The 26,142-nt window shown below is 62.4% G+C and carries 25 protein-coding genes, 1 pseudogene and 1 riboswitch; of the genes and pseudogenes, 17 read left to right on the top strand and 9 right to left on the bottom strand.

What is annotated here, in order from left to right; translation table 11 throughout:
• Positions 1-72: 72 nt before the first annotated feature.
• Positions 73-173: riboswitch (TPP riboswitch) on the top strand.
• A 58-nt stretch (positions 174-231) separates the two neighbouring features.
• From thiD to ACWNZ3_RS19630, 9 genes and pseudogenes are all read left to right on the top strand, one after another.
• On the top strand, positions 232-1,041 hold the full coding sequence (thiD, locus tag ACWNZ3_RS19670; RefSeq protein ID WP_496901980.1) for a bifunctional hydroxymethylpyrimidine kinase/phosphomethylpyrimidine kinase: 810 nt from the start codon (positions 232-234) through the stop codon (positions 1,039-1,041).
• Complete coding sequence (locus ACWNZ3_RS19665) at positions 1,038-2,033, top strand: FAD-dependent oxidoreductase (protein WP_496901979.1); 996 nt, start codon at positions 1,038-1,040, stop codon at positions 2,031-2,033. The genes thiD and ACWNZ3_RS19665 overlap by 4 nt, the downstream gene beginning before the upstream one ends.
• Positions 2,017-2,214 (top strand): sulfur carrier protein ThiS, encoded by a 198-nt coding sequence (thiS, locus tag ACWNZ3_RS19660; RefSeq protein ID WP_067298097.1) that lies wholly within the window; start codon positions 2,017-2,019, stop codon positions 2,212-2,214. Before ACWNZ3_RS19665 ends, thiS begins: the two co-directional genes overlap by 17 nt.
• Positions 2,215-2,217: 3 nt before the next feature.
• Positions 2,218-2,991 carry a thiazole synthase gene (locus ACWNZ3_RS19655; protein ID WP_269360543.1) on the top strand — a complete coding sequence of 258 codons (774 nt, stop codon included), beginning with the start codon at positions 2,218-2,220 and terminating at the stop codon, positions 2,989-2,991.
• Positions 2,988-3,584 carry a thiamine phosphate synthase gene (locus ACWNZ3_RS19650; RefSeq protein ID WP_496901978.1) on the top strand — a complete coding sequence of 199 codons (597 nt, stop codon included), beginning with the start codon at positions 2,988-2,990 and terminating at the stop codon, positions 3,582-3,584. The genes ACWNZ3_RS19655 and ACWNZ3_RS19650 overlap by 4 nt, the downstream gene beginning before the upstream one ends.
• Positions 3,581-4,567, top strand: a complete 987-nt coding sequence (locus tag ACWNZ3_RS19645) for a HesA/MoeB/ThiF family protein (RefSeq protein ID WP_496901976.1) — start codon at positions 3,581-3,583, stop codon at positions 4,565-4,567. Before ACWNZ3_RS19650 ends, ACWNZ3_RS19645 begins: the two co-directional genes overlap by 4 nt.
• Positions 4,568-4,572: 5 nt before the next feature.
• Positions 4,573-5,511 (top strand): ABC transporter substrate-binding protein, encoded by a 939-nt coding sequence (locus ACWNZ3_RS19640; RefSeq protein WP_269360546.1) that lies wholly within the window; start codon positions 4,573-4,575, stop codon positions 5,509-5,511.
• Positions 5,511-6,191, top strand: coding sequence for a thiaminase II (tenA, locus tag ACWNZ3_RS19635; RefSeq protein ID WP_496901974.1), 681 nt, complete (start codon positions 5,511-5,513; stop codon positions 6,189-6,191). Before ACWNZ3_RS19640 ends, tenA begins: the two co-directional genes overlap by 1 nt.
• Positions 6,188-6,715 (top strand): annotated as a pseudogene (locus tag ACWNZ3_RS19630) (ATP-binding cassette domain-containing protein); the annotation flags it as partial. The gene tenA and the pseudogene ACWNZ3_RS19630, both read left to right, overlap by 4 nt.
• Positions 6,716-6,745: 30 nt before the next feature.
• Here ACWNZ3_RS19630 and ACWNZ3_RS19625 read toward each other — a convergent pair.
• Entirely contained in the window at positions 6,746-7,570 is an 825-nt protein-coding gene (locus ACWNZ3_RS19625; protein ID WP_067290280.1) for an IS5 family transposase, read from the bottom strand.
• A gap of 273 nt (positions 7,571-7,843) precedes the next feature.
• Between ACWNZ3_RS19625 and ACWNZ3_RS19620 the strand changes: the two genes are divergently transcribed.
• Entirely contained in the window at positions 7,844-8,593 is a 750-nt protein-coding gene (locus ACWNZ3_RS19620; protein ID WP_496901972.1) for an ABC transporter permease, read from the top strand.
• Between the two features lie 51 nt (positions 8,594-8,644).
• Here ACWNZ3_RS19620 and ACWNZ3_RS19615 read toward each other — a convergent pair whose 3' ends face one another.
• Both ACWNZ3_RS19615 and ACWNZ3_RS19610 read right to left on the bottom strand, forming a co-directional pair.
• Entirely contained in the window at positions 8,645-10,798 is a 2,154-nt protein-coding gene (locus ACWNZ3_RS19615; protein ID WP_496901970.1) for a TonB-dependent siderophore receptor, read from the bottom strand.
• 111 nt (positions 10,799-10,909) lie between these two features.
• Positions 10,910-11,851: an ABC transporter substrate-binding protein gene (locus ACWNZ3_RS19610; RefSeq protein WP_496901969.1), complete on the bottom strand. Its 942-nt coding sequence runs from the start codon at positions 11,849-11,851 to the stop codon at positions 10,910-10,912.
• Positions 11,852-12,029: 178 nt separating this feature from the next.
• Here ACWNZ3_RS19610 and ACWNZ3_RS19605 point away from each other — a divergent pair, with 178 nt between their 5' ends.
• From ACWNZ3_RS19605 to ACWNZ3_RS19590, 4 genes are all read left to right on the top strand, one after another.
• A complete protein-coding gene (locus ACWNZ3_RS19605) occupies positions 12,030-13,019 on the top strand; it encodes a FecCD family ABC transporter permease (RefSeq protein ID WP_496901968.1) in 990 nt (329 codons plus the stop codon).
• Positions 13,016-13,960: a FecCD family ABC transporter permease gene (locus tag ACWNZ3_RS19600; protein WP_496901967.1), complete on the top strand. Its 945-nt coding sequence runs from the start codon at positions 13,016-13,018 to the stop codon at positions 13,958-13,960. Before ACWNZ3_RS19605 ends, ACWNZ3_RS19600 begins: the two co-directional genes overlap by 4 nt.
• The gene (locus tag ACWNZ3_RS19595) at positions 13,957-14,739 is read left to right on the top strand and encodes an ABC transporter ATP-binding protein (protein ID WP_496901966.1); all 783 of its coding nucleotides are present in this window, start codon (positions 13,957-13,959) and stop codon (positions 14,737-14,739) included. The genes ACWNZ3_RS19600 and ACWNZ3_RS19595 overlap by 4 nt, the downstream gene beginning before the upstream one ends.
• A 63-nt stretch (positions 14,740-14,802) precedes the next feature.
• Entirely contained in the window at positions 14,803-15,675 is an 873-nt protein-coding gene (locus tag ACWNZ3_RS19590; protein WP_496901965.1) for an alpha/beta hydrolase, read from the top strand.
• Between the two features lie 120 nt (positions 15,676-15,795).
• On the opposite strand, the gene ACWNZ3_RS19585 is transcribed toward ACWNZ3_RS19590, so the two are convergent.
• Positions 15,796-16,269: an Lrp/AsnC family transcriptional regulator gene (locus ACWNZ3_RS19585; protein ID WP_496901964.1), complete on the bottom strand. Its 474-nt coding sequence runs from the start codon at positions 16,267-16,269 to the stop codon at positions 15,796-15,798.
• A 135-nt stretch (positions 16,270-16,404) separates the two neighbouring features.
• Between ACWNZ3_RS19585 and ACWNZ3_RS19580 the strand changes: the two genes are divergently transcribed.
• The gene (locus ACWNZ3_RS19580) at positions 16,405-18,777 is read left to right on the top strand and encodes a thiamine pyrophosphate-binding protein (protein WP_496901963.1); all 2,373 of its coding nucleotides are present in this window, start codon (positions 16,405-16,407) and stop codon (positions 18,775-18,777) included.
• Positions 18,778-18,812: 35 nt separating this feature from the next.
• Here the strand turns inward: ACWNZ3_RS19580 and ACWNZ3_RS19575 are convergent, their stop codons facing one another.
• The 4 genes from ACWNZ3_RS19575 to ACWNZ3_RS19560 are packed head-to-tail and all read right to left on the bottom strand — an operon-like array spanning position 18,813 to position 22,605.
• Positions 18,813-19,754, bottom strand: a complete 942-nt coding sequence (locus tag ACWNZ3_RS19575; protein WP_496901962.1) for an ornithine cyclodeaminase family protein — start codon at positions 19,752-19,754, stop codon at positions 18,813-18,815.
• A complete protein-coding gene (locus ACWNZ3_RS19570) occupies positions 19,751-20,254 on the bottom strand; it encodes a TRAP transporter small permease (protein WP_496901961.1) in 504 nt (167 codons plus the stop codon). The genes ACWNZ3_RS19575 and ACWNZ3_RS19570 overlap by 4 nt, the downstream gene beginning before the upstream one ends.
• A gap of 8 nt (positions 20,255-20,262) precedes the next feature.
• Complete coding sequence (locus tag ACWNZ3_RS19565) at positions 20,263-21,255, bottom strand: TRAP transporter substrate-binding protein (RefSeq protein WP_496901960.1); 993 nt, start codon at positions 21,253-21,255, stop codon at positions 20,263-20,265.
• Positions 21,256-21,285: 30 nt separating this feature from the next.
• The gene (locus tag ACWNZ3_RS19560) at positions 21,286-22,605 is read right to left on the bottom strand and encodes a TRAP transporter large permease (protein WP_496901958.1); all 1,320 of its coding nucleotides are present in this window, start codon (positions 22,603-22,605) and stop codon (positions 21,286-21,288) included.
• A gap of 76 nt (positions 22,606-22,681) precedes the next feature.
• Here ACWNZ3_RS19560 and ACWNZ3_RS19555 point away from each other — a divergent pair, with 76 nt between their 5' ends.
• Both ACWNZ3_RS19555 and ACWNZ3_RS19550 read left to right on the top strand, forming a co-directional pair.
• A complete protein-coding gene (locus ACWNZ3_RS19555) occupies positions 22,682-23,314 on the top strand; it encodes a helix-turn-helix domain-containing protein (RefSeq protein WP_496901957.1) in 633 nt (210 codons plus the stop codon).
• A 4-nt stretch (positions 23,315-23,318) separates the two neighbouring features.
• Positions 23,319-24,743: an amidase gene (locus tag ACWNZ3_RS19550; RefSeq protein ID WP_496901955.1), complete on the top strand. Its 1,425-nt coding sequence runs from the start codon at positions 23,319-23,321 to the stop codon at positions 24,741-24,743.
• 40 nt (positions 24,744-24,783) lie between these two features.
• Here ACWNZ3_RS19550 and ACWNZ3_RS19545 read toward each other — a convergent pair whose 3' ends face one another.
• Positions 24,784-26,133 carry an aspartate aminotransferase family protein gene (locus ACWNZ3_RS19545; RefSeq protein ID WP_496901954.1) on the bottom strand — a complete coding sequence of 450 codons (1,350 nt, stop codon included), beginning with the start codon at positions 26,131-26,133 and terminating at the stop codon, positions 24,784-24,786.
• Positions 26,134-26,142 lie beyond the last annotated feature (9 nt).

Below are 26,142 nucleotides of genomic sequence, written 5' to 3'. Positions count from 1 at the left end.
CGCGACATCCTGTCCTACCCATGTCACAGAATTGCATTGCTTCGCGCGTCAGCGACGACGAAGCGATAACGAAATCATCCGTCGGGGGGCCCATCCGGGCTGAGAGGTGCATGCACCGACCCGTCGAACCTGATCCGGGTCATACCGGCGTAGGGAACGGGTAGATTGTGCGAAACAGATCGCACAAAACTCATTCTTGCGTTGGCACGCCCGTACCCTGGAGACGTGCCCGTGACGAACCACACACCGATTGTCCTGACCATTGCCGGCTCTGACAGTGGCGGCGGCGCCGGCATTCAGGCGGACATCAAGGCGATCTCGGCAACCGGGGCCTATGGCGCGAGTGTCATCACCGCGGTGACCGCCCAGAACACAACAGGCGTGACAGCGGTGCATGAGATCCCCGCCGATGTTGTTGCCGCGCAGATCGACGCGGTCCTGTCGGATCTGGATGTCGATGTGATCAAACTGGGGATGTTGTTCTCCGTACCGATCGTTGCGGCCACCGCGGAACGCCTGGCTGTGTTCGACGGGTTGAGTGTCGTTGATCCGGTGATGATCGCGAAATCGGGTGATGCGCTGTTGCAGGATGCCGCCGTGGCGGCCCTGATCACGCAGATCCTGCCACAGGCTGGCCTGCTCACCCCGAATTTGCCGGAGGCCGCGCGGTTGCTGGGCACAACCGCCGCCACCACGCTCGAAGAGATGGTGCAACAAGGGCAACGGCTGGTCGGGTTGGGGCCAAGGAACGTATTGATGAAAGGCGGGCATGGCGTTGGCGGCACCTGCACCGATGTGCTGGTCAATGAAAGCGGCCTGGTCGCGACGTTTGCCGCGCCCCGGATCGACACGCGCAACACCCATGGTACGGGATGCACCTATTCCGCCGCGATTGCAGCCTATCTTGCACAGGGGCGCGACCTTGAGGATGCCGTGAAAGCGGCGCACGGATATCTTCATGCGGCGATCAGGGCCGCCGATACCCTGCACATCGGAAAGGGTCATGGCCCCGTTCATCACTTCCATGGTCAATGGAAATGACCGAAGTCACGATCATAGGGGGCGGCGTTGCCGGTCTTTGCGTCGCGCGGACACTGCTGGATTGCGGGGTCGGTGTCGTCTTGGTGGACCGGCACAACGACATCGGCCCCCATGCCTGTTCCTGGTGGGCGGGCGGCATGCTTGCCCCGTTCTGCGAAGGCGAAAGCGCCGAGGAACCCGTTGTCAGGCTGGGACGCGAAGCCGCAGACTGGTGGGAGGCCAAGACCGGCGCGGTCCACCGGTGCGGCTCGCTTGTTGTATCGTCGATGCGCGACACAGCCGATCTTGCCCGCTTCGCCCGGCGCACCACCGGATTTCGCCAGGTGAGCGGAGCAGAGATTTCAGACCTGGAACCCGATCTGGGCGGAAGATTTACCAAGGGATTGTTCTTTGAGAGCGAAGCCCATCTTGCCCCCCGCCGCGCACTTGCCCGGTTGCGCGCCAGTCTCCTGGCGGATGGTGCGGTATTTGTTCAGGAAGATGCCGACCCCGACAGATATGCACAACGCGGCCTGACCATTGATTGCCGGGGATTTCAGGCCAGGGACAGACTGGGTGACCTGCGCGGTGTCAAAGGCGAAATGCTGGTTCTGTCCTGCCCCGATGTCAGCATATCGCGCCCGATCCGGCTGCTGCATCCCCGGGTTCCGCTGTATCTGGTGCCCCGTGGCGACGGTGTTTTCATGCTGGGTGCGACGATGATCGAAGGGCAGGCAGGCAAGTATGTTACCGCACGTGCCTTGCTGGAATTGCTCAGCGCCGCCTATGCGCTGAACCCCGCCTTCGGGGAGGCCGAGGTGCTGGAAATCGGCGTTGATAGCCGTCCTGCCTTTCCCGACAACCTGCCCCGCATCCGGCGCAACGGAAACCTGATCCGGGCCAACGGCCTGTTCCGGCACGGCTTTCTTTTGGCCCCGGCGCTGGCGCGGATGGTGGCCGATCTGATCATTGACAACAAAACGCCTGAGGTGATGGATGAAACTGCTGCTTAACGGAGCCCCGATCGACGCGCAGGTTGCGACCCTGGCCGATCTGCTTTTGGCCGAAGGCTTTGGCGATGCCAAAGTTGCCACTGCCGTAAACGGCGAATTTGTGCCCGCACCGGCCCGCCCGGATCATGCGCTTTCGCCGGGCGATGCGGTTGAGGTCCTTGCCCCGATGCAGGGGGGCTAGGCCATGTCGGAATTTTACGGCACGACATTGCCCAATGGCCTGATGCTGGGGACCGCACAATATCCGTCCCCTGCAATCCTGGCGGATGCCTTCAAACGCAGCGGCGCCGGCGTGGCGACCGTGTCGTTGCGCCGTGAAACCGGTCAGGACCGCGCCGGTCAGGACTTCTGGCAGCTCATTCGCCAACTTGGTGTGCACATCCTGCCCAATACCGCCGGGTGCCACAGTGTCAAAGAGGCGGTGACAACTGCACATATGGCGCGTGAAGTGTTTGATACCAGGTGGATCAAGCTGGAAGTCATTGGCGAAGAAGACACCTTGCAGCCCGATGTCTTTGGCCTTGTCGAGGCCGCGCGCATTCTGTCCGAGGACGGGTTTCAGGTGTTTCCCTATACCACGGAGGATCTGGTCGTGGCCGACAGGCTGTTGCACGCGGGTTGCGAGGTGCTGATGCCGTGGGGTGCGCCGATCGGGTCGGGGCTCGGGCTGAACAATGTCTTTGGCCTGCGCGCCATGCGCGCCCATTTCCCGGATGTGCCATTGGTCATTGATGCGGGCCTTGGCCTGCCGTCCCATGCCGCCGCCGCGATGGAGATGGGCTTTGACGCTGTTCTGCTGAACACAGCCGTGGCCAAGGCAGGTGACCCCGCCGCCATGGCAGAGGCTTTTGCAAGTGCGATCCGGGCCGGACAGCTGGCCCATGCCGCCGACCCGATGGGCCCGCGTGACATGGCGGCCCCGTCGACCCCGGTAATCGGAAAGGCGTTCCTCGAATGACATTGGATCGCTTTTATCCGATTTTCGACAGTGCGGATTGGATTGAACGGCTTGTTCCGCTTGGCATCAAACTGGTGCAATTGCGGATCAAGGACGCAGCGCCGGATGTGATAGGCGACCATATCCAGCGTGCGAAACGGATCTGTGTGGAGCATGGCTGCACCTTGATCGTCAACGATTACTGGCAGGCCGCAATTGATGCCGGTTGCGATTACATCCACCTGGGGCAGGAAGACCTGGATGGCGCTGATATGGCTGCCATCCGCGCCGCAAAGCTGCGGCTGGGGATCAGCACCCATGACAGGGCAGAGCTGGCGCGCGCGATGGCGCTGGCCCCTGATTATATCGCCCTGGGTCCGATCTATCCGACGATCCTGAAGAAAATGAAATGGCATGAACAGGGTCTTGCAAAGCTGACCACCTGGCGCGGGCTGATCGGGAAGACGCCCTTGATCGCAATCGGCGGCATGTCGGTCGACCGCGCGCCGGGGGCATTCGAGGCAGGCGCCGATGTGGTCGCCGCTGTCACCGACATCACCTTGAACGAAAACCCCGAGGAGCGTGTCCGCGCCTGGTTGAGGGCGACAAGATGAGCCGATATGCGCGTCAGATCTGCCTGCCCGAAGTGGGTCTTGCGGGGCAGGGGGCAATCCAGGCTGGGCATGTCCTTGTGGTGGGTGTCGGCGGCCTGGGGGCGCCGGTACTGCAATATCTGGCTGGCGCGGGCGTGGGGCGGCTGACCCTGGTGGATGGTGACCTGGTTTCGCTGTCCAACCTCCACCGGCAGACCCTGTTCCGCGAGGCGGATGTCGGTCGGGCCAAGGCCTCTGTCGCCGCCGGAACCCTGCGGGCGTTGAACGGGGCCTGCGCAATCGACACTGTCGTGGCTCCGCTGGACCCCACGAATGCGGCTTCACTGGTGTCCCAGGCCACGCTTGTTCTGGATTGCGCCGACAGTTTTGCCACCAGCTATATCCTGTCAGATACCTGCAAGGCACTGGGCGTCCCCCTGATCAGCGCATCTGTCTTGCGACTGGGCGGCTATGTGGGCGGCTTTTGCCAAACGGCACCCTCCTTGCGCGCCGTGTTTCCTGACCTGCCTGACCGCGCGGAAAGTTGTGCCACAGCCGGGGTCATGGGCCCCGTTGTCGGCATGATCGGGGCCGCTCAGGCACAGATGGCCCTGGCATATCTGATCGGCCAGAAACCATCCCCATTGGGCCAGCTGATCCGCTTTGACATGCAGAATTTCCGATCCAGCGGGTTCCGGTTTGACACCGCACCGGACCCTGTAGCGGATTTCACCTTCGTCGCCGCCTCCGAGGTGACCGGCGGCGACTTTGTTGTCGAACTGCGCAGCAAGGATGAAGCCGTGATCCCGGTCACCACAGATGCGCGGCGCCTCACCGTGGCGCAATTCGCCGATCAACGGCCAACGCCAACCGCCGGTCAGCGCGCGATCTTTGCCTGCCGAACCGGTTTGCGCGCCTGGCAGGCCGCCCGTCTTCTTCGCTCCTATTGGGGCGGCGACATCACCTTAATCGCAATGGGCGACAGCCCGCCAACAGGAAGATAACCGATATGAAACTGACCCATTTGACTGCCGCTCTTTCCTTTGCGGCCTCTCCCCTGATGGCCGCCGATGAGATGAGTGTGCTGCTCGATTGGTTCATCAATCCAGATCACGGACCGATCATTCTGGCACAGGAACTGGGATATTTCGCGGAACAGGATCTAGAAGTTGCAATCATCGCCCCAGCCGATCCGTCCGATCCGCCAAAGCTGGTGGCTGCCGGACAGGCCGATCTGGCGGTGTCCTATCAACCGCAGCTTCACCTGCAGATACATGAAGGCCTGCCGTTGCAACGGGTCGGCACCCTGGTCGCCACACCGCTGAACTGCCTTCTGACCCTCGCGGACGGGCCGATCCGGACCCCTGCTGACCTGGCAGGCAAAAAGGTTGGTTATTCCGTCGGCGGGGTCGAAGAGGCGGTGCTGGGGACAATCCTGCGCCACCATGGGCTGTCCCTGGAAGATGTGGAAATGGTCAATGTAAACTGGTCGATGTCCCCCTCCCTGATGTCTGGTCAGGTCGATGCGGTCATCGGTGCCTATCGCAACTTTGAACTCAATCAGATGGAAATCGAAGGCGTCGGGGGCAATTGCTTTTTCGTCGAGGAAGAAGGCCTTCCTTCCTACGATGAGCTTATCTACGTCGCCAACTCCGAGACGATGGACAAAGACAGGATTGCCCGCTTTCTGGCCGCGACCGAAAAGGCGACGCAGTACATGGTGAACAATCCCGAGAAGAGCTGGGAAATCTTTTCCGGCACCTCGGCCGAGCTGCAGGACGAACTGAACGCCAGGGCCTGGGTTGATACATTGCCACGTTTTGCCCTGCGCCCAACAGCCATGGATGAGGGTCGTTATGCCAGGTTCGAGGCCTTCTTGCATGAGGCCGGGCTGATCCCGTCGCAAAACCCCGTGTCCAGCATCGCCATCGACGTGACGGCGAACTGATGGCACCGGATTATGGCAAGACATTCGCGCATTGGCGCGCGGGGAGCGCTGCTGCGTGGCAGGCGTACACGCATCACGCATTCGTCGAGGGCCTGGGCGATGGCACCCTGCCGCGTACCGCGTTCCTCCATTACCTGATCCAGGATTACGTGTATCTGGTCCATTATGCCCGCGCGTGGTCGCTGGCTGTGGTCAAAGCGGAAACGCTTGAGGAAATGAAAATCTGCGCCCGCACGGTTGACGCATTGGTCAATCACGAGATGTCGCTGCATGTTGAGACTTGCGCGGCAGAAGGGATTGACGAGGCCACCTTGTTTGCCGCGCCGGAAGCTGTCGAAAATCTGGCCTACACCCGCTTTGTGATGGATGCCGGCGTTCAGGGCGACTTTCTGGACCTCATGGCGGCATTGGCCCCTTGTGTCATGGGCTACGGTGAAATCGGCTTGCGCTTGGCGGGCAGCAAAGCCCCGGACACACCCTATGCCGCATGGATCGCAACCTATGCGGACCCCGAGTATCAGGCGGTATGCGCCAGGGTTGGCGCGATGATCGACGCTGCCGTGGCGCGCCGGGTCGGTGATCTGCCCCAATCGCCGCGGACCGCGGCACTGCAGGACCGGTTTACCAAGGCGACAAAACTGGAAGTCGGGTTCTGGCAAATGGGTCTGGACGGCGCATGACCAAGGCACCGGGGATCATGTTGAAGGGCCAGCACCGGATCGGTGACCGGGTTCTGTTTGACACCGACCTGCAGATCCCCGGTGCACAATGGACCTGTCTTTTGGGTCGGTCGGGTGTTGGCAAATCGACGATCCTGCGGCTGATCCTCGATCTTGAGACGGGCGGCACATTCAACGGCTCAATTGCGGCCACGGATGGCATGCCATTGGCAGGGCGTATCAGCTATATGGCGCAGTCGGATCTGTTGCTGCCCTGGCTGTCGGTGCTGGACAATGTCTGTATCGGCGCGCGGTTGCGGGGCACGGCCCCGAACATCGGGCGTGCCCGCGATCTTCTGCACCGGGTCGGGCTGTCAGACCATGCAGGCCAGAAACCCGCCTCCCTGTCCGGCGGGATGCGGCAACGCGCGGCCCTCGCGCGCAGCTTGTTCGAGGATCGGCCCATCGTCTTTCTGGACGAGCCGTTTTCGGCGCTTGATGCCGGCACACGCGCCGACATGCAGGAACTGGCGGCCGAGGTTCTCAGAGTCTGATTCAAAACTATCTGAGCATTATTAATCCCTTGCGAGATGGCGTGTGACACGTCGAATATGGGCGACGGTGATCCACGCCTCTGCGCTGGCGATGGATTTTTCCCAATCCTTTGACAGCCGGCGGCATCGGCCCAGCCAGGCGAGAGTACGTTCCACGACCCAACGGCGCGGCAGGACCTCGAAGCCCTGCGCCGTGTCGGAACGCTTGACGATCTGCACGGTCCATCGCCCAATGGCCTTCAGAGCGTCTCGCAGTTTGGGACCGGCATAACCTCCATCGGCAAATATATGACGCAGCATGGGATAGCGCGCGGCGACGGCTTTCAGCACATCCGGCGCGCCGTCACGGTCCTGAATTCCAGCGCTGTGGACCTCGAGCCCGACGAGCAATCCGGTTGTGTCAGTGACGATATGGCGCTTGCGACCCTTAACCCTCTTTCCGGCATCATATCCGCTAACACCGCCGCTTTCCGTGGTTTTTATACTCTGACTATCGATAACCCCCGCCGTTGGCCGGGCTTTACGACCCTCCGCCAGCCGCGTGGCTTCAACCAGCTTGCGGTTCATCTCATCGAGAAAACCGTCGTTGCGCCAAGTATAGAAATAGCTCCGCACAGTCGATACCGCCGGAAAGTCGTTCGGCAGCATCCGCCACTGGCACCCGGTCGTCGCCATGTAGAGGATCGCGTCGAACACGTCGCGCAAGCTTGTCGTGCGGGGTCTGCCCGTGGACTTGGGTGCTGGCATGAATGGCGCGATCAGTGCCCATTCGGGGTCTGTCAGATCGCTTGCATACTTGGCGCCCACTCGGGCATGTTGGCGTCGGGTGAGTTCGGTCCAGGCCATCGTGATCTCCGTTCAGCTTTGCAACCGAACAGAAGCACAACCTGCTGAACTCACTCAATTAGTTTTAAATCGGGCTCTCAGGGGCCGCACCGTTTTGCTGATTACCCATGATCCCGCCGAGGCCGCCCGTCTGGCGGATCAGATTACCGTCATGTCGGCGCAAGGGACGCAAAACTGGCCTCCCCCTGCAACTGCCGCATTGAGAGAGATCAACGCCGCCGAAACGCTCGCCTGTCAGGCCCGGTTGCTCGCCCATTTGCGGGGTATGGCCGCATGAAGCTGCGCGATACCTTGCTGGCCCTGGTGATCGGGCTGGGCCTGTGGCAGGTGCTGGTCATTGCCACCGGCGCCCCCCGTTTCATCCTGCCGTCGCCCTGGCGGGTCGCACAGGCCGCATACAGGAGCCGTGTGATAATCGCCGAAAATGCCTGGATCACGGCAATCGAGGTCATGCTTGGGTTGCTGATCGGCACGGTACTTGGTGTTGCAACAGCCATCCAGCTGGCGATCTCAAAGACCGCCGAACGGCTGATGCTGCCCATTCTTGTCTTCACCCAGGCCGTGCCGGTTTTTGCACTGGCCCCCTTGCTGACGCTCTGGTTCGGTTATGGCATGGGATCGAAAATCGTCATGGCGGTGCTGATCATCTACTTTCCTGTCACCTCCGCCTTCCATGACGGGCTGACGCGCATAGATGCCGGATACCGCGATCTGTCGGTTTCGATGCGCGCCGGCACCTGGCATTTCATGCGGCACATTCAGGTTCCCCAAGCGCTTCCCAGCCTTGGCACCGGTCTGCGGCTTGCCGCGGTCTATGCGCCGATCGGGGCGGTGATCGGCGAATGGGTCGGGGCCTCCCGGGGGCTTGGCTATTTGATGCTGCTTGCCAATGGCCGGGCGAAGATTGACCTGATGTTTGCCAGTCTTATCGTGCTCGCATGTCTGACCGTGATCCTGCATGTCTCGGTCGGCATCCTGGCCAACAGATTGACCTGGTATGCTCAGGGCAGGTCGCGGTCATGAAAGCATCCGGAGGCGGGCCGGGGTCAACGGCCCGGCCCTGCGCCATCGAACTCAGAACTGTCGGCTGATTGAAACCTTGATCGCCCGGCCCTCACCTTTGGCACAGCCATAGCCGTCATAGCAGACGCCAAAGTAGTCACGGTCAAACAGGTTGCTGATGTTCAGGTTGATGTCAAAGTTTCGTGTGGCATAGGTCACCGCCATGTCCGCCACGGTATGGCTGGGTGTGATCCGCAGGTTGTTCTGTGTCGAGTAGGACTCCGAAACATAGCGGATACCCGCGCCAAGGCTCAGACCCTGAACAAGCGCCGAAGCATCGTAATCCAGCCAGAGCGACAGCTGATGCATCGGGGCCATCGCATTGGCATTACCGAGCTTGGACGGGTCCGAAGACCTGGTGATTTCCGAGTCGAGGTAGCTATAGCTCAGAATGCCCTGGGTATGGGCAGCCAGCCGGCCCCGTGCTTCAAGCTCAAGCCCTTTGGAGCGGACTTCGCCCACCTGTGTAAAGCTTGAGAAGGTCGGGTCTGAAAGGTCGTAATCTTTCACATTTGTCTTGCGCAGATCATAGACAGAGGCGCTGAACATAAGATCGTTCGTCGGTTGATAGCGCAGACCTGCTTCCCACTGCCGGCTTTTCGATGGATCCAGGGTCTGGCCGGTAATCGTTGTGCCGACGTTCTGGATAAAGCCTTCGGAATAGCCCAGATAGGGCGTCAACCCGTTGGCGAATTCGTGGGTGATGCCGATCATGCCTGTTGCCGCGCTGTCGCTTTGGCTGCTGGTGGTGCCGGACAACAGGTCGGTGGCTTCGTTTTCGAACCGGCTGTAGCGCAGCCCGGCGGTAAGCGCGGTGCCATTGGCAAACTTCATGTGGTCCTGAAGGTAGACGCCGGTTTCTTCGTAAACACTGCGGTCGCGCGACGACAATGCCGGATCGGCCACGGGAAAGTCAAAGACCGGATTGCCGTAGGGCAGGGTATAGATGGTGCCATCGTAGAATTGTGTGACATTGGCGCGGCTGTATTGATAGTCGACGCCGGCAATCAGGCTGTTGTCCGCCCCGAACAGCTGGCTGTCCCATTTCACGTTGTTGTCGATGCCAAAGGTCCTGGCGTCTTCGTCATTCCGGAACGCGTAATAGTGCAGGCCCGCGGCATCCGCATAGCTGTAATCAAGATGTGCGTAATCGGTGGTCTGATGGGCGAAACGGACGCGTTGGTTAAAGAGGAAGCCTTCTCCAAACTGATGGCTCAACTCCCAGCCAAGTGATTCCTGGGTGGTCTCGAAGTGGTTGTAGTCCGATTGCCGATAGGCAAAATCAGCGGGCAGCGAGCCAAAGGCGGGGTCAAAGTCTTCTCCCGCGATTGGCGAGAAGATCAGCGGTGTCCTGGCGTCCTGCTGTACGTGGCCCAGCAGGGTGAGGGTGGTGTTATCCGACGGCGCCCAGGTGAACCCGCCCGCCAGGAACGCGCGGTCATTGTCCGAACCGTCGATCTCGGTTTCGCCGTTGCGCAGCAGGCCGGTGACGCGCGCGGCCATGGTGCCATCGGCGCTGATTGTATCGGACCAGTCGAAACCGGCCTCGGCAGTGTTATTGCTGCCATAGCTCAGCCGCCCTTCCGCCAGGCGGTCAAAGACCGGCCGTTTGGTCACCAGATTGACCATGCCGCCGGCATCGTTCGACCCGTACAGAACACCAGCCGGGCCGCGCAGCACGTCGACCCGGTCGATCATGAAGGGATCGGTCGTAAAGCCCGAAAAGCTCAGCGCCTTCTGCGGCAGCCCGTCGCGGTAGAGTGCATTTGTGCCCATGTCGAAGCCACGGATCGAAAACTGATCGAACCGGTCGTCGGTGCCCCAGGTTGAGGGGTTGATCCCCGGGACATAGGCAATTGCGTCTTCGACCTCGTCGGGTGCGCGGGTCTCAAGCTCGGTCGAGGTGACAACGGATATCGACTGGGGAACTTCGCTGAGCGGCACGCCGGATTTCACGCCGGTTTCGGTGGCAGGCGCCAGATATCCGTCTACCCGGCCCGAGTAATCCAGTTCGTAACGTAACAGGATAGAGGGCAATTTCACCGCATCGCCATCCTGCGCCTGCGCGGTCTGCGCCGCCAATGCAATGCAGGTCAGCGCCGTGCAGCCTGCCAGAATGCCATTCAGCGATATGCGGGGGAAACGGGGGGCGGGGAAATCTGTCATCTCGGGTCCTGTCAAGCGGCGCATGTGTCATGCGGGATATGCTGATGAAGAGATCAGCACTCACCTGGGAGTGACCTGGGTGGGCGCAACCTACGGCTCTGATTGCGGGTGTCAATCCGCTTTTCCCCCTTGCAGCGCGCGTTGAAGTTTCGGGGCAAGGCGCTGTGCGGCCCAGGGGATCGACAGCGGTGTCTGAAAGCTCATCGCGCCGGTTTCGTCCTCGTCCGCCCAGACCGAGCGGCCCGCTTGGGCAAGCGCGCTGGCCTGATAGGCAGGCAGCGCCTCGATCAGTTCGCGCCCCGCTGTATCGCCCAGCCACAGGGCCAGATTGCGATCAAACAGGTCGATCCGTTCAAGGCTGACCGAAAAATTGCCTGCCGCACTTGCCAGGGTTTCGAATTCCGCAGGTATCTCAAACCCCAGATCGGCCATGAAGCGGTTGGCGCCGTCTGCAGGGCCATATCCCACCAGCTTGGTGCCCGCGACATGGGCCACCGCCACGCTGGCCCCGTCAAAGGCCGGGAATTGGGCGCGGGTGTCGGCCAATACGGCGTCAACATCGGCAATCACCGTTTCGGCGCGGTCCTCTCGGCCCGTGGCGCGGGCAATCAGGCGCAGTTCTTCCTGCCAGGGCGCGCCCCAGTCGGGGAACCCTTCCGGCGGGCCAACCACGGGCGCGATGCGCGACAGTTGCGCATAGGTGGCTGCGTCCATGGGTGCAAAGCTGGCCACGATCAGATCGGGCTGCAATTGCCAGACCCATTCCAGATCAATCTCGAACCCGCGCTGCACCTGCGGCGCTGCACCGACAGCCTTGCGCGCGGCATCCGCCCAGACCCATGTGGCAAAGGGGCGCGCGCCGAACCATTCGTGCACCCCCACGGGCGCAAGGCCCAGAGCATAGAGAAAATCCTGCTCGTGATAGCCAACCGAGACGATCCGCTGCGGCGGCGCGTCAATGCGGGTGGTGCCGAAACGGTGGATGATCTGGACCGGCTCTGCCAGGGCAGGCACGGACATCATGAACAGGCAAAACAGCAGTACGGCGCGCATCAAACTCTCCTTGGGTCGGGATGCTTGGCACCTGGCGTCTGCTGGGTGCGCGGACATTCCATGGGCGCCGTTGCGCTGTCAAGCCGATGGCAGGGGTTGCAGGAGCAGGGTTTCCGGGGCTATCTGCAGCACAGCCAGCCCTGTGCCCGCCAACACCCTCTGATGTTGATGGAAAACCATGGCCCCGCTGCGCCCCCTGTATATGAACCTGCTGTTGTGGAGCGTTTTTGCGCTGGCGCTTATCTGCGCCTTGCGGTTCGGCACGGCACGGTTGTCGGCTGAGGCCTTGCTGCACGGGGACAGTGGATTGCTGTCGGGACGCGGGTGTCGCGCCCTCTGTGCAATGACCGTCGGCGCAGCGCTGGCGGTGTCGGGGCTGATGCTGCAAAGCCTGACGGGCAATCCGCTGGCAGATCCCGGCATCACCGGCATCAATGCGGGGGCGGCGTTGATGGCTGTCGCAACGGCGCAGTTTCTGCCCCAGGTCGGTGCAGGGCTGATCATGGTCTCCGCCATAGCGGGGGCCGGGCTGGCCGGGCTGGCGCTGTGGTTGTTGGCGGGTGGTGACGCCGGGTTGGGCGGCGAAGGCATCGCGTTGCGCCTGCCTTTGGCCGGGCTTGCCATCGAAGCATTGTGCCTGTCGCTGGCGATGATGCTGATCCTGACCGATGCGCAATCGCAGGCGCGCTATCTGCACTGGATTTCAGGGGCGATACCGCCTGTGTCACGGGGCGAAGCTGTGCCCCTGTTGACCATCTGTGGCGCTCTGGTTGCAGGCATCTTCCTGTGCAACAGGCTGGCGCTGCTGACGCTGGGCGCGGATCAAAGCCACAGCCTGGGGCGTAACCCACGGGTGACCATCTCGCTGACGCTGGCACTGGTCACGGTTTTGTCGGGGGCTTCCGTGGCCATCGTCGGGCCGATTGCCTTTCTGGGGCTGCTGGTGCCCTTTGTCGCGCGCGGGTTGGCGGGGCCCGAGTTGCGGCGGGCCTATGGCTATTGCGTTCCACTGGGCGCGGCGGTTTTGATGGCCAGCGATGTGGCGGGGCGGGTGATCGTGCGCCCGGGCGAGATTGATGCCGGTCTGATCCTGGCCATGTTCGGAGGTGTCGGGCTGGTTATGGTGCTGACCCGGCTGCTGCCGCGCGGCGCAGGGGTGCGGACATGAGGCGGGCCGTTTTGCTGCCCACCTTGCTGCTGGTGCTGGTCTGGCTGGCGCTGGCGGGCGGGCGCAATTGGCTTGGCCCCTCGGCGTTGGTGCAGGGGCTGTTGGACCGGCAGGATTTCCTGATCTACGGGTTGCGCCTGCCGCGCCTGCTGATTGCGGTCGGGGCCGGCATGGCGCTGGGAATGGCGGGTGCGCTGATGCAGGGGCTGACGCGCAATCCGCTGGCGACGCCGGATATCATCGGGCTGACGCAGGGGGCGGGGCTTGGTTTTGCCATCGCGCTGTTGCTGGATCTACCTTTGCTGGCGGGGGCGGCCAGTGGCGCGGCGCTTGCGGTGGTTTGCGTGGCACTGTTGGCACAGGGGCGCGGGGCGCTGGCCTTTGTGCTCTTCGGCATCGGGATCGGTGCCACGGCGGCGGCGGCCACGACGGTTCTTTTGGTGCTGGCACCGGATGCCAAGGCCGCCCGCGCGATGATCTGGCTTTCAGGGTCGCTGGCGCGTGCCGATCTGGCGACGGCGGGCTGGGTCTGGCTGGTGTTGCTGGCAGGCGGGGCGCTGGTTGCCCTGCGCGCGCACCGGCTGGGATTGCTGTGGCTGGGCGATGACGTGATGGCGTCACTCGGGGTTGATCTGTCGCGGATGCGGGTTCTGGTGCTGGGCCTTGTCACCGCGCTGACAGCGGCCAGCACGTTGGCCGTTGGTCCCATCGGTTACGTGGCCTTTGTCGCAGCCCCATTGGCGCGCGCGATCAGCGGCGCCGAAGCACCGGCCGTATGGCCCGCCGCGCTGACCGGCGCCTGTTTGCTGGTGGCGGCGGATCTGATGGCGCGCCTGATTACCCCCTTTGCCGTCTTTCCCACGGGTCTGGTCATGGGCGTGATCGGTGCCCCCTATCTGATCTTCTTTCTGTGGCGCGACCGGCAGGAGGCCCGGGCATGAATGATCCTCTTTTCAACGTCGAAGACCTGTCGCTGCGTCTTGGGAACCGCCCTGTCTATGACAGTTTTTCCGTCGCTTTGCCCAAGGGCGGGCTGACCGGGATTGTTGGCCCGAATGGCTGTGGCAAATCCACCCTGCTGCGGTGTCTTGCGGGCATACAGCACCCTGATGCGGGGCAGATTGAATTTCAGGGCCATCCGCTGACAGACCAGGGTGCGCGCGAACGCGCGCAAAGCATCGCCTATCTGCCGCAGAACCCGCCGCTGGTGCCGGATATGAGCGTGGCCGGGCTGGTCGCCAAAGGGCGCACACCCTGGCGCAAGGCGTTCCGTCCTTTGTCTGACGCGGATCATGATGCCATCGAAAGCGCGCTGGCCGCGACGGGCCTGTCCGATCTGCGCGCCACCCGCCTGAGCGCCCTGTCGGGCGGGCAGCGGCAGCGGGTCTGGCTGGCCCTGGCCTTGGCGCAGGACACGCCGGTGATCCTGCTGGACGAACCCACTGCTTTTCTGGACTTGCAGCATCAGTTGTCGCTGTTGCGCCTGCTGCGCCAGCTTGCGGACGAACGCCAGCGCAGCATTGTCATGGTGCTGCACGAGCTGACCCTTGCAGGGCGGTTCTGCGATCATCTGCTGGGGCTGCGCGACGGCCAGCTGGTCTGCGCGGGACCGGCAGAGCAGGTGATCACACCGGATACGGTTGCAGCGCTCTATGATTTGCAGGCGGAAGTGGCCCGCGACCCCGTCTTTCGAAAACCCGTTGTTTATCCACGCGAATAGCAAGGGTCTGGCCGGACATACCGTTGCGCCGCCGGACCCCCCTTCAACCTCAGGAGCTTTAGCATGATGCAGAATGTAGTGGCAGAAGGTCTGGCCATATCAGGCGGGACACGATGGTTTGATCTGAGGGACCGCGTGACAGGCGATATCCGTCGCCTGTTCCTTTGGGTGCCACCCGGCAAAGCACCCGCCTCGGGCTGGCCGGCGCTATGGCTGCTGGATGGCAATGCCGTGATTGGCACAGCCGTAGATGCGATGCGCGCGCAGGCCTTCTGGCCCACTGGCACCAACCTTGGCTGGGGCGTTTTGATTGCAGTGGGTTATCCGACCGACGACGCTTACGATTCCTTTCGCCGCAGCTGGGACCTCGGGCCGCCACCGGGGCAGGTCTATCCGCCCTTCACCCCCGATGGCCCCAAGGTCAGGACCGGCGGCGGCGCCGAGATGGCACGGTTCTTGCTGGAGGACGTGCGCAGCTTTGTCGAGCGCCGGACCCCGCTCGATCCCCAGCGGCAATCGCTCTTTGGCCATTCCTTTGGCGGGTTGTTCGCGCTCTGGCTGATGTTTACCCGCCCCGATGCCTTTGCCAGCTGGATCGCGGCCAGCCCGGCAATCACCTGGGAAGACAGCTTTCTCCTCGATCATCTGAAACGCTTTGATGCCGATGGTCGGCCACTGCGGGTGCATCTTTCGGCTGGCGAATGGGAAGGTGATGCGCTGGCACCGTTTCAGGCCAATGGACCCGAAGCCGAAACGCGCATGGCGGAAAAGGCCAGGACCCGCACCGTCGCCGCTGCGGAAGAGATGGCCGCAGCGCTCTCGGCGCGGGGGGTCACGACCCGGTTCGAGATTTATGCAGGCGAGACCCATATGTCCGTATTGTCCGTGGCGGTGAACCGCGCGCTAAGCTGGGCCTTTGCCCTTTCGGCCGATTAAAGCGCCCGACCTTAAATCTGAATCACCCTGTGTCACGAATGTCCCCGCAGCGCCGCAGGCGCGGCAGGGTATTCGTGTTTCAGGTTTAAGGTCGGGCGCTCTAACCCGCCGCTGAGGCTGCTACCGGTCCAGCGTGCGTGACAGCCCGGCTTTGACACGCCGCAGGGGAATCGAGCTTTCGATGGAGGCGACGCCGGGAACCTTGGTGAATTTGCCGGTCAGAAACCGCTCGAAATCAGCCGGGCCGCGTGTCGAGACGCGCAGGAGGTAGTCGCGATTGCCTGTCATCAGCCAACAGTCAACGACTTCGGGAAAACCGCGCACAGCGGTTTCGAACCGGGCCAGGGCATCATCGACCTGACGGTCCAGCTTGACCGAGACAAAAACCGAAAATTCGAAACCCAGCGCCGCCTCGTCGATCAGGGCGGCATAGCCGGAGATCACCCCCGCCTTTTCAAGGTTTCGCAAGCGCCGCGCGACGGGCGAGGGGCTGAGACCGATCTTTTCCGCAAGATCGTTTATCGTGGCACGCCCGTTGCGCTGCAGCTCGTGCAGGATTTCGATGTCGAAACTGTCCAGTTTGGTGGATAACATCGGAGAATAGCCAAATATTGGTGATAATGATCAACCTAGCATATAATCGAATGAATAATAGGTGAGAAACGGCATATCCGTGGTGCTAATATCGCGTGGATACGCAACCCGAACTGTCGCCCCGGAGCAAGCACAATGTTACAACAAGCCACCGCGTTGAAAATACTGGAGGATCGTCTCCTGTGGCTGTCGCATTGGATGATCCATCACGCCAATCACATCCGCCCGAAACAGGACGGGATCAAGGTGGGCGGGCATCAGGCAAGCTCGGCTTCGATGGTGTCGATCATGACTGCGCTCTACTTTTCCGCGCTCAGGCCCGAGGACCGGGTGGCGGTCAAACCGCATGCCTCGCCGGTCTTTCATGCGATGCAATATCTGATGGGCAACCAGACGCTGGAAAAGATGCAGAACTTTCGCGGCTTTCAGGGTGTGCAAAGCTATCCCAGCCGCACCAAGGACGTGGATGATGTGGATTATTCCACCGGTTCTGTCGGGCTGGGAGTGGCGATCACGGCCTTTGGCGCGTTGGTTCAGGATTACATCACCGCCAAGTCCTGGGGTGGTGAGCTGACCCAGGGTCGGCATGTGGCGCTTGTGGGCGATGCCGAACTTGACGAAGGCAACATCTACGAGGCCTTGCAGGAAGGCTGGAAGAACGACCTGCGCAATTGCTGGTGGATCATCGACTATAACCGCCAGTCGCTGGACGGCGTGGTTCGCGAGGGCCTGTTCGAACGGATAGAAAAGATTTTCGAGGCATTCGGCTGGAACGTGATCCGCGTGAAATACGGTGCCCTGCAGCGCGCAGCATTTGCCGAGGAGGGTGGCGATGCGCTGCGCGCCTGGATTGACGCCTGCCCGAACCAGCAATATTCGGCGCTGACCTATCAGGGCGGTGCGGTCTGGCGCAAACGGCTGATGGAGGACCTGGGCGATCAGGGGCCCGTGTCCCGCCTGCTCGACAAGCGTGACGACGAGGCGCTTGCCGCGCTGATGGAGAACCTTGGCGGCAATTGCGTGACCACCATGGCAGAGGTTTTTGCAAGCGTCACCGACGACCGGCCCACCTGTTTTCTGGCCTACACGATCAAGGGCTGGGGGACACCGATTGCCGGACACAAGGACAACCATGGCGGTCTGATGACCAAGGCCCAGATGGCAGGTTGGCAGGCACATATGGGCGTGCCGCAAGGGCAGGAGTGGGAGAAGTTTGCCGCAGTGGAAGATGTGGCAGCCCTGCAATCCTTCCTCGACACTGTGCCGTTCTTTGCCCGGGGGCGCAGGCGCTATGACGACGCGGTGCTGCCTGTCCCGGAGATACAGTTTTCTTCCGAGCGGGAAATTTCGACGCAGATGGCCTTTGGCAAGATTCTGGATGATCTGTCCAAGGGTGACAGCAAGCTGGCCGAGCGTATCGTGACCATGTCGCCGGATGTGACCGGCACTACCAATCTGGGCCCCTGGGTGAACCGCCGCAAGCTTTTTGCCCGCACCGCACAGACCGATGCCTTTATCGAACATCGCATCCCCTCCACCGCGAAATGGGAATTCACCCCGGAAGGGCAGCACATCGAACTGGGTATCGCAGAGAACAATCTGTTCCTGCTGCTGGGGGCTGCGGGCCTGTCCCATTCGCTGTTTGGCAAGCGCCTGATCCCGATTGGCACGCTTTATGATCCCTTTGTGGCCCGCGGCCTCGATGCGCTGAACTATGCCTGTTACCAGGACGCGCGGTTCATGGTGGTTGGCACCCCCTCCGGCGTGACGCTGGCACCGGAAGGCGGTGCGCATCAGTCCATCGGCACCCCGCTGATCGGGATGAGCCAGGATGGTCTGGCCGCCTTTGAACCCGCCTTTGCCGATGAGCTGGCCGAGATCATGGCTTGGGCCTTTGGTTATTTGCAAAAGGACGGATCAGGCGACCCCGACGAACGCACATGGCTGCGCGATGAGACCGGCGGCTCGGTCTATCTGCGGCTCTCGACGAACCCTATCGAGCAGCCGGGCAAACGCGCCGATGACCTTTGGCAGCAGGGCGCGGTCGACGGGGCCTATTGGTTGCGGCCTCCGGGGCCAAACTGCGAGGTGGTGATCGCCTATCAGGGGGTCATCGCATCAGAGGCGATCAAGGCGGCGGGCGAATTGGCCGAACATCGGCGCGATGTCGGCGTTCTTGCAGTCACCTCGGCGGATCGGCTGAACGCCGGCTGGACCGCTGCGCAGCGCGCGCGGGCACGCGGGCAGGCAAATGCGCAAAGCCATGTGGAGCGGTTGCTGGGTGAACTCTCTCCCCATTGCAGTCTGGTGACTGTCATCGACGGGCATCCGGCCACGTTGTCCTGGCTCGGTGCTGTCGGGGGTCACAAGACGATCCCTCTGGGGGTCGAGCATTTTGGCCAGACAGGTGCGATTGCCGACCTTTACAGGCACTATGGCATCGACAGCGTCGGGATCGTTGAAAAGATCAGCGGGTTGACCCATGGCCGCAGGATCAATGCTGCCTGACGGCAAGGTGCCGGAGGCGATTCACGTCCGACATCTCACGCCAGTGTTTGCGCGATATGCCAGGCCGCCGCGAGGTCCTGAACGATCAATCCATGGGACTTGTAGCCGGTGATCTGGGTGGCGGATGTTCTGCCGGTCGCAGCACCGGCCAGCACATCGCCAAGCTCAGTCACTTGATAGGCCGCGTCGATGGCACCGGCGGCCCGTGCCTCCATGATTTCACCGGATTCCCGTGAAGAGCTGTCAAGCGAATCCGTGAACATCAGCATCCGGGCGACGGCAGTGTCATCGACTTCGCGCATGTCGGCGAGGCTCGCCCCGACAAGGTTCAGGTGTTGGCCTGGCTCAAGGTCGGCGCCCGCAAGAAAGGCCGAGCGGGCGGCTGTCGCTGTGGTGATCACATCGGCGCCGGTGATCGCCTCGACAAGCGAGGTGCAGACCCGGACGGGAACGGGCGCGTCAGGGAAACGGGCGGCAAAATCCCGGGCGGCCTCCGGACGGCGGGCCCAGATGCGGATTTCCGACGGTTCGAAACATTCCAGGGCCCCGCGCAGGTGGTACTCTGCCTGTTCGCCTGCGCCGCAGATCGTGAAAATGCGCGGATCGGCACGGCCCAGCCTGAGCGTGGCGAGCATCGACACGGCGGCAGTCCGCAGCGCTGTCAGCGCGTCCGCCTCGATGGCGGCAACCGGACGGCCATGTTCGCTTTCGAACAGCAGCACAAAGCCCTGATGACTGGACAAACCGTGGCGCGGCGCATCCGGGTAAAGGCTGAGCACCTTCGCGCCGTGCAGTGGGGGATTGTGCAATGCGCCATACATCATGCCCATGCGTCCGGCCTCGTTGATCGGCACGACGAAGCGGGGCGGGTGCAGCGCTTCGCCCGCCGAGATGTCCTTCATCGCGGCTTCCATCACCGGGACAAGTTCGGCCACCGTGATCCGGCCCAGAACGTCCTTTGCCGTAATAACCCTCATGTCGCGTCGCCTCTTGGTGCCGGGAACGGGCTCACGACCCGGGCGGCGCAATGGATCAGGAGAACGACGCAGGTGATCGGGATGACTGAACCCAACAGCGCCATGTTGAGGCCCAGACCCGGTGAACTGCGCCCCATGCCACGCCAGACAAAGCCGCGCTCGATGTTCAGGTTGGGGCCGAAGAAGGAATAATGCAGCACCGGCACAAGGAAGATCACCAGGGCCGCCACCAGGGCCACCCGGGCCAGAAGCTGGTGCCGCGCGGAGGAGGCGCTGGTCACGGATACGATAACGGGGTCCAGACCGCGCCGGAATGCGCAGGTTGCACCCAACAGACCTCCCCAAACCATCAGATAGCGGGCCAGTTCCTCGGTCCAGGCATAGGGGCTGCGCATGCCATACCGCGCTGTCACCTGCAGCAGGATCACCAGGGCGATCCCGACCAGGGCCGCCTTGGCCAGCGCGAGGCAGATGCGATCCAGCCCCGAGCTCAGTTTCACGATTTGCCTCATTCGCGCGATGCGTCTGCCAGGGTCTGCATCTCGGCGACCGAGCCTTCCGGCATCAGTTCATCCCAGACGGCCTGGCTCCGGTTCTTGAACTCTTCCAGTGCCTCGTCCGAAGGCGTCGTCACGGTCACGCCTGCAGCTTCCAACATCTCGATCTCTTTCTTTTCGGCGGCAAAGGTCCATTCCTTGTTGTTGGCGTTCGCCTTCTCGATCGCAGCATCGACGGTGGCCTTGCTCGCCTCATCCAGCCCCTCGTACCAATCCGCCGACATCAGCGCGGCGCGGAAAGGCGTGCCGGCCTTGAGATTGGTGAAATGGGTCAGGAATTCGGTATGTTTGAAGATCAGCGGGACGGCGGGCGGGTTGAAATAACCGTCCACGATGCCCTGCTGCACGGCACCTGCGAATTCCGGCATGTCCACCACAACACCCTGCGCGCCCCAGGCTTCGAACAGCTTGACCTGCGTGGCGTCAATGGCCCGAAGGCGCAGCCCTTCGACATCCGCGACGGAGGCCACATCCTTTTTCGTGTTGAACAGACCCATCTGACCGCCAAGGCCCGGCAAGCCCGCGATCATCACGCCCTGTCCTTTCATGTTTTCGCGAATCCCGTCCAGAAGCGGGCTGTCGGTGTCCTGCGTCGCCCGGAAGAACTGGGCTGAATCGTCAAAGACGTAAGGGGCCAGGAACCCCAGGATGCGCGGATCGACCTGCGCGATCATCACGAAATTGGTCACGCCGAACTGGAGCAGACCCTGCGACAGCTGATCGACGATCTCGGGGTCCTTGCCCAGGCTCGCGCCGACAAAGACGGTTGCTTCCATCCCGCCTTCACGCAGAGATGCGGCAAAGTCTTCGGCATAAACCCAGTCGGAGCACGCAGGTACGGCGGGGCATTGCACCGCGATCCGGACCTCCTGTGCCAGCGCCGGTAAGGTGAGAACGGCGCCAAGCGCCAGACCCGAGAATGTCTTGCGGAACATGTTCTTCATTGTGGTTCTCCTTGGTTTAAGGGTGCGGATTCAGTTGATAAGCCCGAGCAGTCGCGGCAGTGCGAGGGTCAGTTCGGGGACGAGAATGAGAAGGATCAGCAGCGCGACCTGGACTGCGAGAAAGGGGAGAATGGCCAGCGACAGCCGCAGGTAGGAAACGCCGCTGGCGGCTGAGACAACCATGAGTATTCCGCCGAACGGCGGTGAGATCAGGCCAAGCGTCAGGTTGAGGCAGCTGACCACGCCCACATGCACCGGATCGGCCCCGGCGAGGATGGCAGCCGGGATCAGGACAGGCACCATCAGAACAAGCGCCATGGTCACATCCATCACCATGCCTGCGGCGAACATCACCAGGCTGGCGATCAGGAAATACCCGGTCGGTCCCAGATCAAGGCTGGTGACCGTGGCTGCGATTGTCTCGGGCAGGCGCATGATGCCGATGAGATAGCCAAAGACCGCCGCGGCGAAGAGGATCATGAAGATCGACCCCGTGAGCATCGCCGCCGTCTCGACCGCTTTTGATCCTTCCGCGAGGGTGTGGCGCAATGCCGCGCGGGGGCGGTCCCGGTCAAGCAGCCGGTAGACGAAGACCAGCATGACGGTGATTGCCACGGCCAATGCGGCGGCCTCTGTCGGGGTGACCACGCCAAAGACGATGCCGCCGACAATCACGATGGGGATCAGCAGGGCGGGGACCGCGCGAATGACCGTGTCCAGGAACGGCGGCAGCTCTGTTTGCGCACCGCCCGGGTGATCGTCGCGCCGGGCGACGAACCCGTTGTAGGCGAACAGGAAAGCCGCCATCAGCAGACCCGGCACGATGCCGCCCGCGAACATCGCCGCGACCGAGACATTCATCAGCGCGCCGTAGAAGATCATGACGATAGAGGGGGGTATGATCGGCCCGATGACACTGCTGGCCGCCGTGAGGGCCGCCGCAAAATCAACCCGATAGCCGCGGTCCACCATCGCCGGAACCAGAGTCTTGGTCGTTGCCGCGGCATCGGCCACGGCGGAGCCTGAAATGCCCGCGAGAAAGACGCTGGCCGCGATGTTCACATAGCCCAGCCCGCCCTTGAAACGCCCGACGATCAGCATTGCGAGATCAATCAGCACCCGGGTCACGCCGCCCCGTGTCATCAGCTCTCCGGCAAGGATGAAAAGCGGCATCGACAGGAAGGTGAACACGTCAATCTGGCTGAAGATCCGTTGCGGCATGATTGCCAGATAGTTGCCATAGCCCGTCGCGATGAAGGCAAGGACGGCCGCCGATCCGGCGACATAGCTGATCGCCACGCCACCCATGATCGCGAACCCGATAAAGGCAATGATGAGCAGGGCCGCCAAAGTGATACTCCTTGCGCCCATCCTCGCTTTCGTATACGAAATATGTCAAGGAAAAACCTTCCGAAAGGAAATATTGATGCCAGAGAAGGCAGCTCCGGTCGAGACACAAGAGGCGCTGAGCGCTTTCGGCAGAAAGGTCCGCAGGTTGCGGCAGGGCAAGGGGATGACCCTGCAACAGGTTGCCGACCGTGCGGGCATGGCGGGTTCGACCATTTCCAAGATCGAGAATTCCAACTTGTCGCCGACCTTTGACGGGCTGCTCAAGCTCGCGCGCGGGCTGGATGTTGACCTCACGACCTTGCTGGCGGGAGAAAACGCAACACAAGAGCCGCCGGTCCCGTCCATGGGCCGCCTGAACGTGACACGGGCGGCGGAACGTGTGGGCCACGACGCGGCGACCTATGTTTACGAACCCCTTGCCATGGGGCTGAAGCAAAAGCAGATGGATGCGACCTTTGTCGTGGTCAAGGCGCGGGCGGTGGAAGAATTCGACCACCTTGTGTCTCATCCCGGGGAAGAGATGATCTTTGTGCTGACCGGCGAAGTCGAACTGCATTCGAACCTCTATGCCCCGATCCGGCTCGCTGCCGGGGACAGCGCCTATTACGACGCCAGCATGGGCCATGCGCTGATCTCGGTCAGTGCGGAGGATGCGACGCTTTTGAACATTGTGACTGGCGGCAATGGCCGGTTGCCAGGACAGGGATGAAATCATGCTGACACGTGACGAATGGATGAGCCACGATCTGGTCGGGCTCGCGGGGCTTGTCGCAGAGGGTCAGATCGCACCGCGCGCGGTTCTGGAAACCGCGATCAGGGAGATCGAGGCGCAGAATCCCCGGGTGAATGCCGTTGTCGTGACAGCGTTTGAAGAGGCGCTTGACGCGCTGGATGCGCGTGTCGAAGCGGGCGATACGCCCCGGTTCCTTGGCATGCCCTATCTGATCAAGGACCTGCATGCCCCGGTGCGTGGATTGCCATTGTCCAACGGGTCGGAGCGTTTCAAGGGCACCGTCTTTGACTTTGATTCAACGCTGGTGTCCCGCCTGCGCGCTGCCGGGTTTGGTTTGCTCGGCCGCAGTGCCTCGCCGGAATTTGGCCTGACGCTGGAAACCGACAGTGCCGCCTGGGGCACAACGCGCAATCCCTGGGATCTCGAACGGGGGGCGGGCGGGTCCAGCGGGGGGGCAGGTGCCGCGGTTGCAAGTGGGATGATGCCCGCCGCCCATGCGACGGACAGTGCCGGTTCGATCCGCATCCCGGCGGCGTTTAACGGATTGGTGGGCTTCAAGCCGAGCCGCGCATTGAACCCTTTCGGGCCACATCGGGGCGATCCGAACCACGGCATCAGCCATGAACATGCGGTGGCTGTCAGCCTGCGCGACACCGCCGCAATCCTCGACGTGACCGCAGGGCCCGACACCGGCGCACCCTATTTTACCGCCAAACCCTCAACTCCTTTCGAGGCTTTGATCGAACAGGCGCCCCGCCGCCTGCGCATCGGTCTGGTCACCACCCGACTGGACGGAAAACCCGTAGATCCCGTCTGCGCCGCCGCCGCGGAAAAGACCGGTCGGCTGTTGTCCGGACTTGGCCATGAGGTGGAGGAGGCGCTGCCCGATTTCGATGTTCAAGCGCTGACCGATGCGATGATCCGCGTGCTGCTGGCCTCGCTTGCCGGGCTGTTCCCCGGTGCCGGTGAACTGGGAGAAGAGGAATTGGCGGGTCTTGAGCCCATGACCCGCGCGGCCCTGCGTTATTCGCGACAGGTGTCGCTCTGCGATCACCTGCAGCGCACCGCCGTGATCAACCGCGAAGTTCGCCGCCTTGCCGTCTATTTCGACCGGTTTGATCTGATGGTCACCCCGGCGACGGCAACGCCGCCATTGCCCCACAAGTCGCTTCCCATGACGGCGACCGATCTTGACAGTTTTCTGGACCGTCTGTTCGAGTTGAGCCCGTTCACTGCACCTTTCAATGCCAGCGGGATGCCTGCCATTGTATTGCCCGTTCATCAGACGCCCGAGGGTTTGCCGATCGCGTCGCAGCTGATTGGCAAGATGGCAGATGATGCCCTTGTCCTGAAAGTTGCCCGGCAGATCGAAGTGGCCTCGCCCTGGCGGGCCCGCCCCGCATAGACAGGGCAGGGGCGCAGCCTGACCATTGTCTCAATCGGGGTTATTTCAGGCTCTGGTTCCTGGCATCTGCGACCTTTGCCAGCGCCCGTTCAACCGCAGCAAGGAACAGGTCGACATGTTCGGCCTCGCAGATAAGGGGCGGGCGCACCTTCAGCGCATCTTCGTTCTCGCCGGTCGTGCTGACCAGCACACCGTCGTCACGCAGGGTGTTCACCACATCCAGGGCAAAAGCCCGCTGCGCGTGTGGCGCCATATCTTCACCGCCCATATCCACGCCAAAGAACAGGCCGGCGTTGCGGATGGCGCGAATGCCCGGTTGCTGCTGCGCGATCTTTTCCAGACCGGCGCGCAGGCGCTGGCCCATGGCAAGGGCGTTCTGCTGGATCCGGTCCCGTTGCAAAATCGTCAGCACGACATTGGCCGTCGCGATGCCCACCGTGTTGCCGGCAAAGGTGTTCGAATAGCGCGCGGCGTTGCCGAAGCGGTCCAAGGGTTCCCGCTGCCCCACAACGGCACCGATGGGAAAGCCGTTGCCCATCGGTTTGCCAAGGGTCACCAGATCCGGCACAACCTTGTGTCGTTCGAACCCCCACATATGGCTGCCGGTCCGGCCAAAGCCCGGCTGGACCTCATCCGCGATCAACAGGCCTCCGGCCTCTCGTACCGCTGCCACGCCCCCTGCAATGAACCCCGGCGGGTCCACACAGACGCCATCGCTGGAAAAGATGCTGTCGATCAACAGGGCAGCCACGCCAATACCGCGGCGGTTCAGGTCTTCGACGGCGGCGCGCACCTGCGCCTCGAAAAATGCAGCGGCCTGTGCCTCCGGCACACCGGCGGGGCCGGGCAGCGACACCATGCGCACATTCGGGCTCAACACGACCGCATCGCCCAGGTTCGGCGAGACCGCAGCCACTGCTGCGCTGGTGCCATGATAGGCATAATCAGAGACGATCACCCCCTCGTTGCCACTGCAAAGCCGTGCGATGCGCAAGGCCAGATCATTGGATTCGCTGCCCGTACAGGTGAATACCACCCGATCAATCCCGGTGGGGAAGGTGGCGACCAGCCGCTCGGCATAATCGACCAGCTGCGGCTCCAGATAGCGGGTGTTGGCGCTGATCCGGGCCGCTTGTTCCGCCATCGCTGCGTTCACTTCCGGATTGCAGTGACCAAGTGACGGCACATTGTTGTAAAAATCCAGATAGGGCCGGTCGTCCGGATCATAGAGCCACATGCCCTCGCCACGGACAAAATGCACCGGTTGGCGATACTGAAGCCGGTAGGAAGCCCCCAGAACAGCATCGCGTCGCGCAATCAGAGCCGCCTCGCGCGGGGGAAGGGCGGATTGCCCGGGTCTGTAGCGGTTCGGCATAAGATCTCTGGTCATGACGGTTTC

This window comes from Sulfitobacter sp. IGS-18 (assembly GCF_059628195.1).
This window is presented reverse-complemented; position numbering and strand designations above follow the sequence as displayed.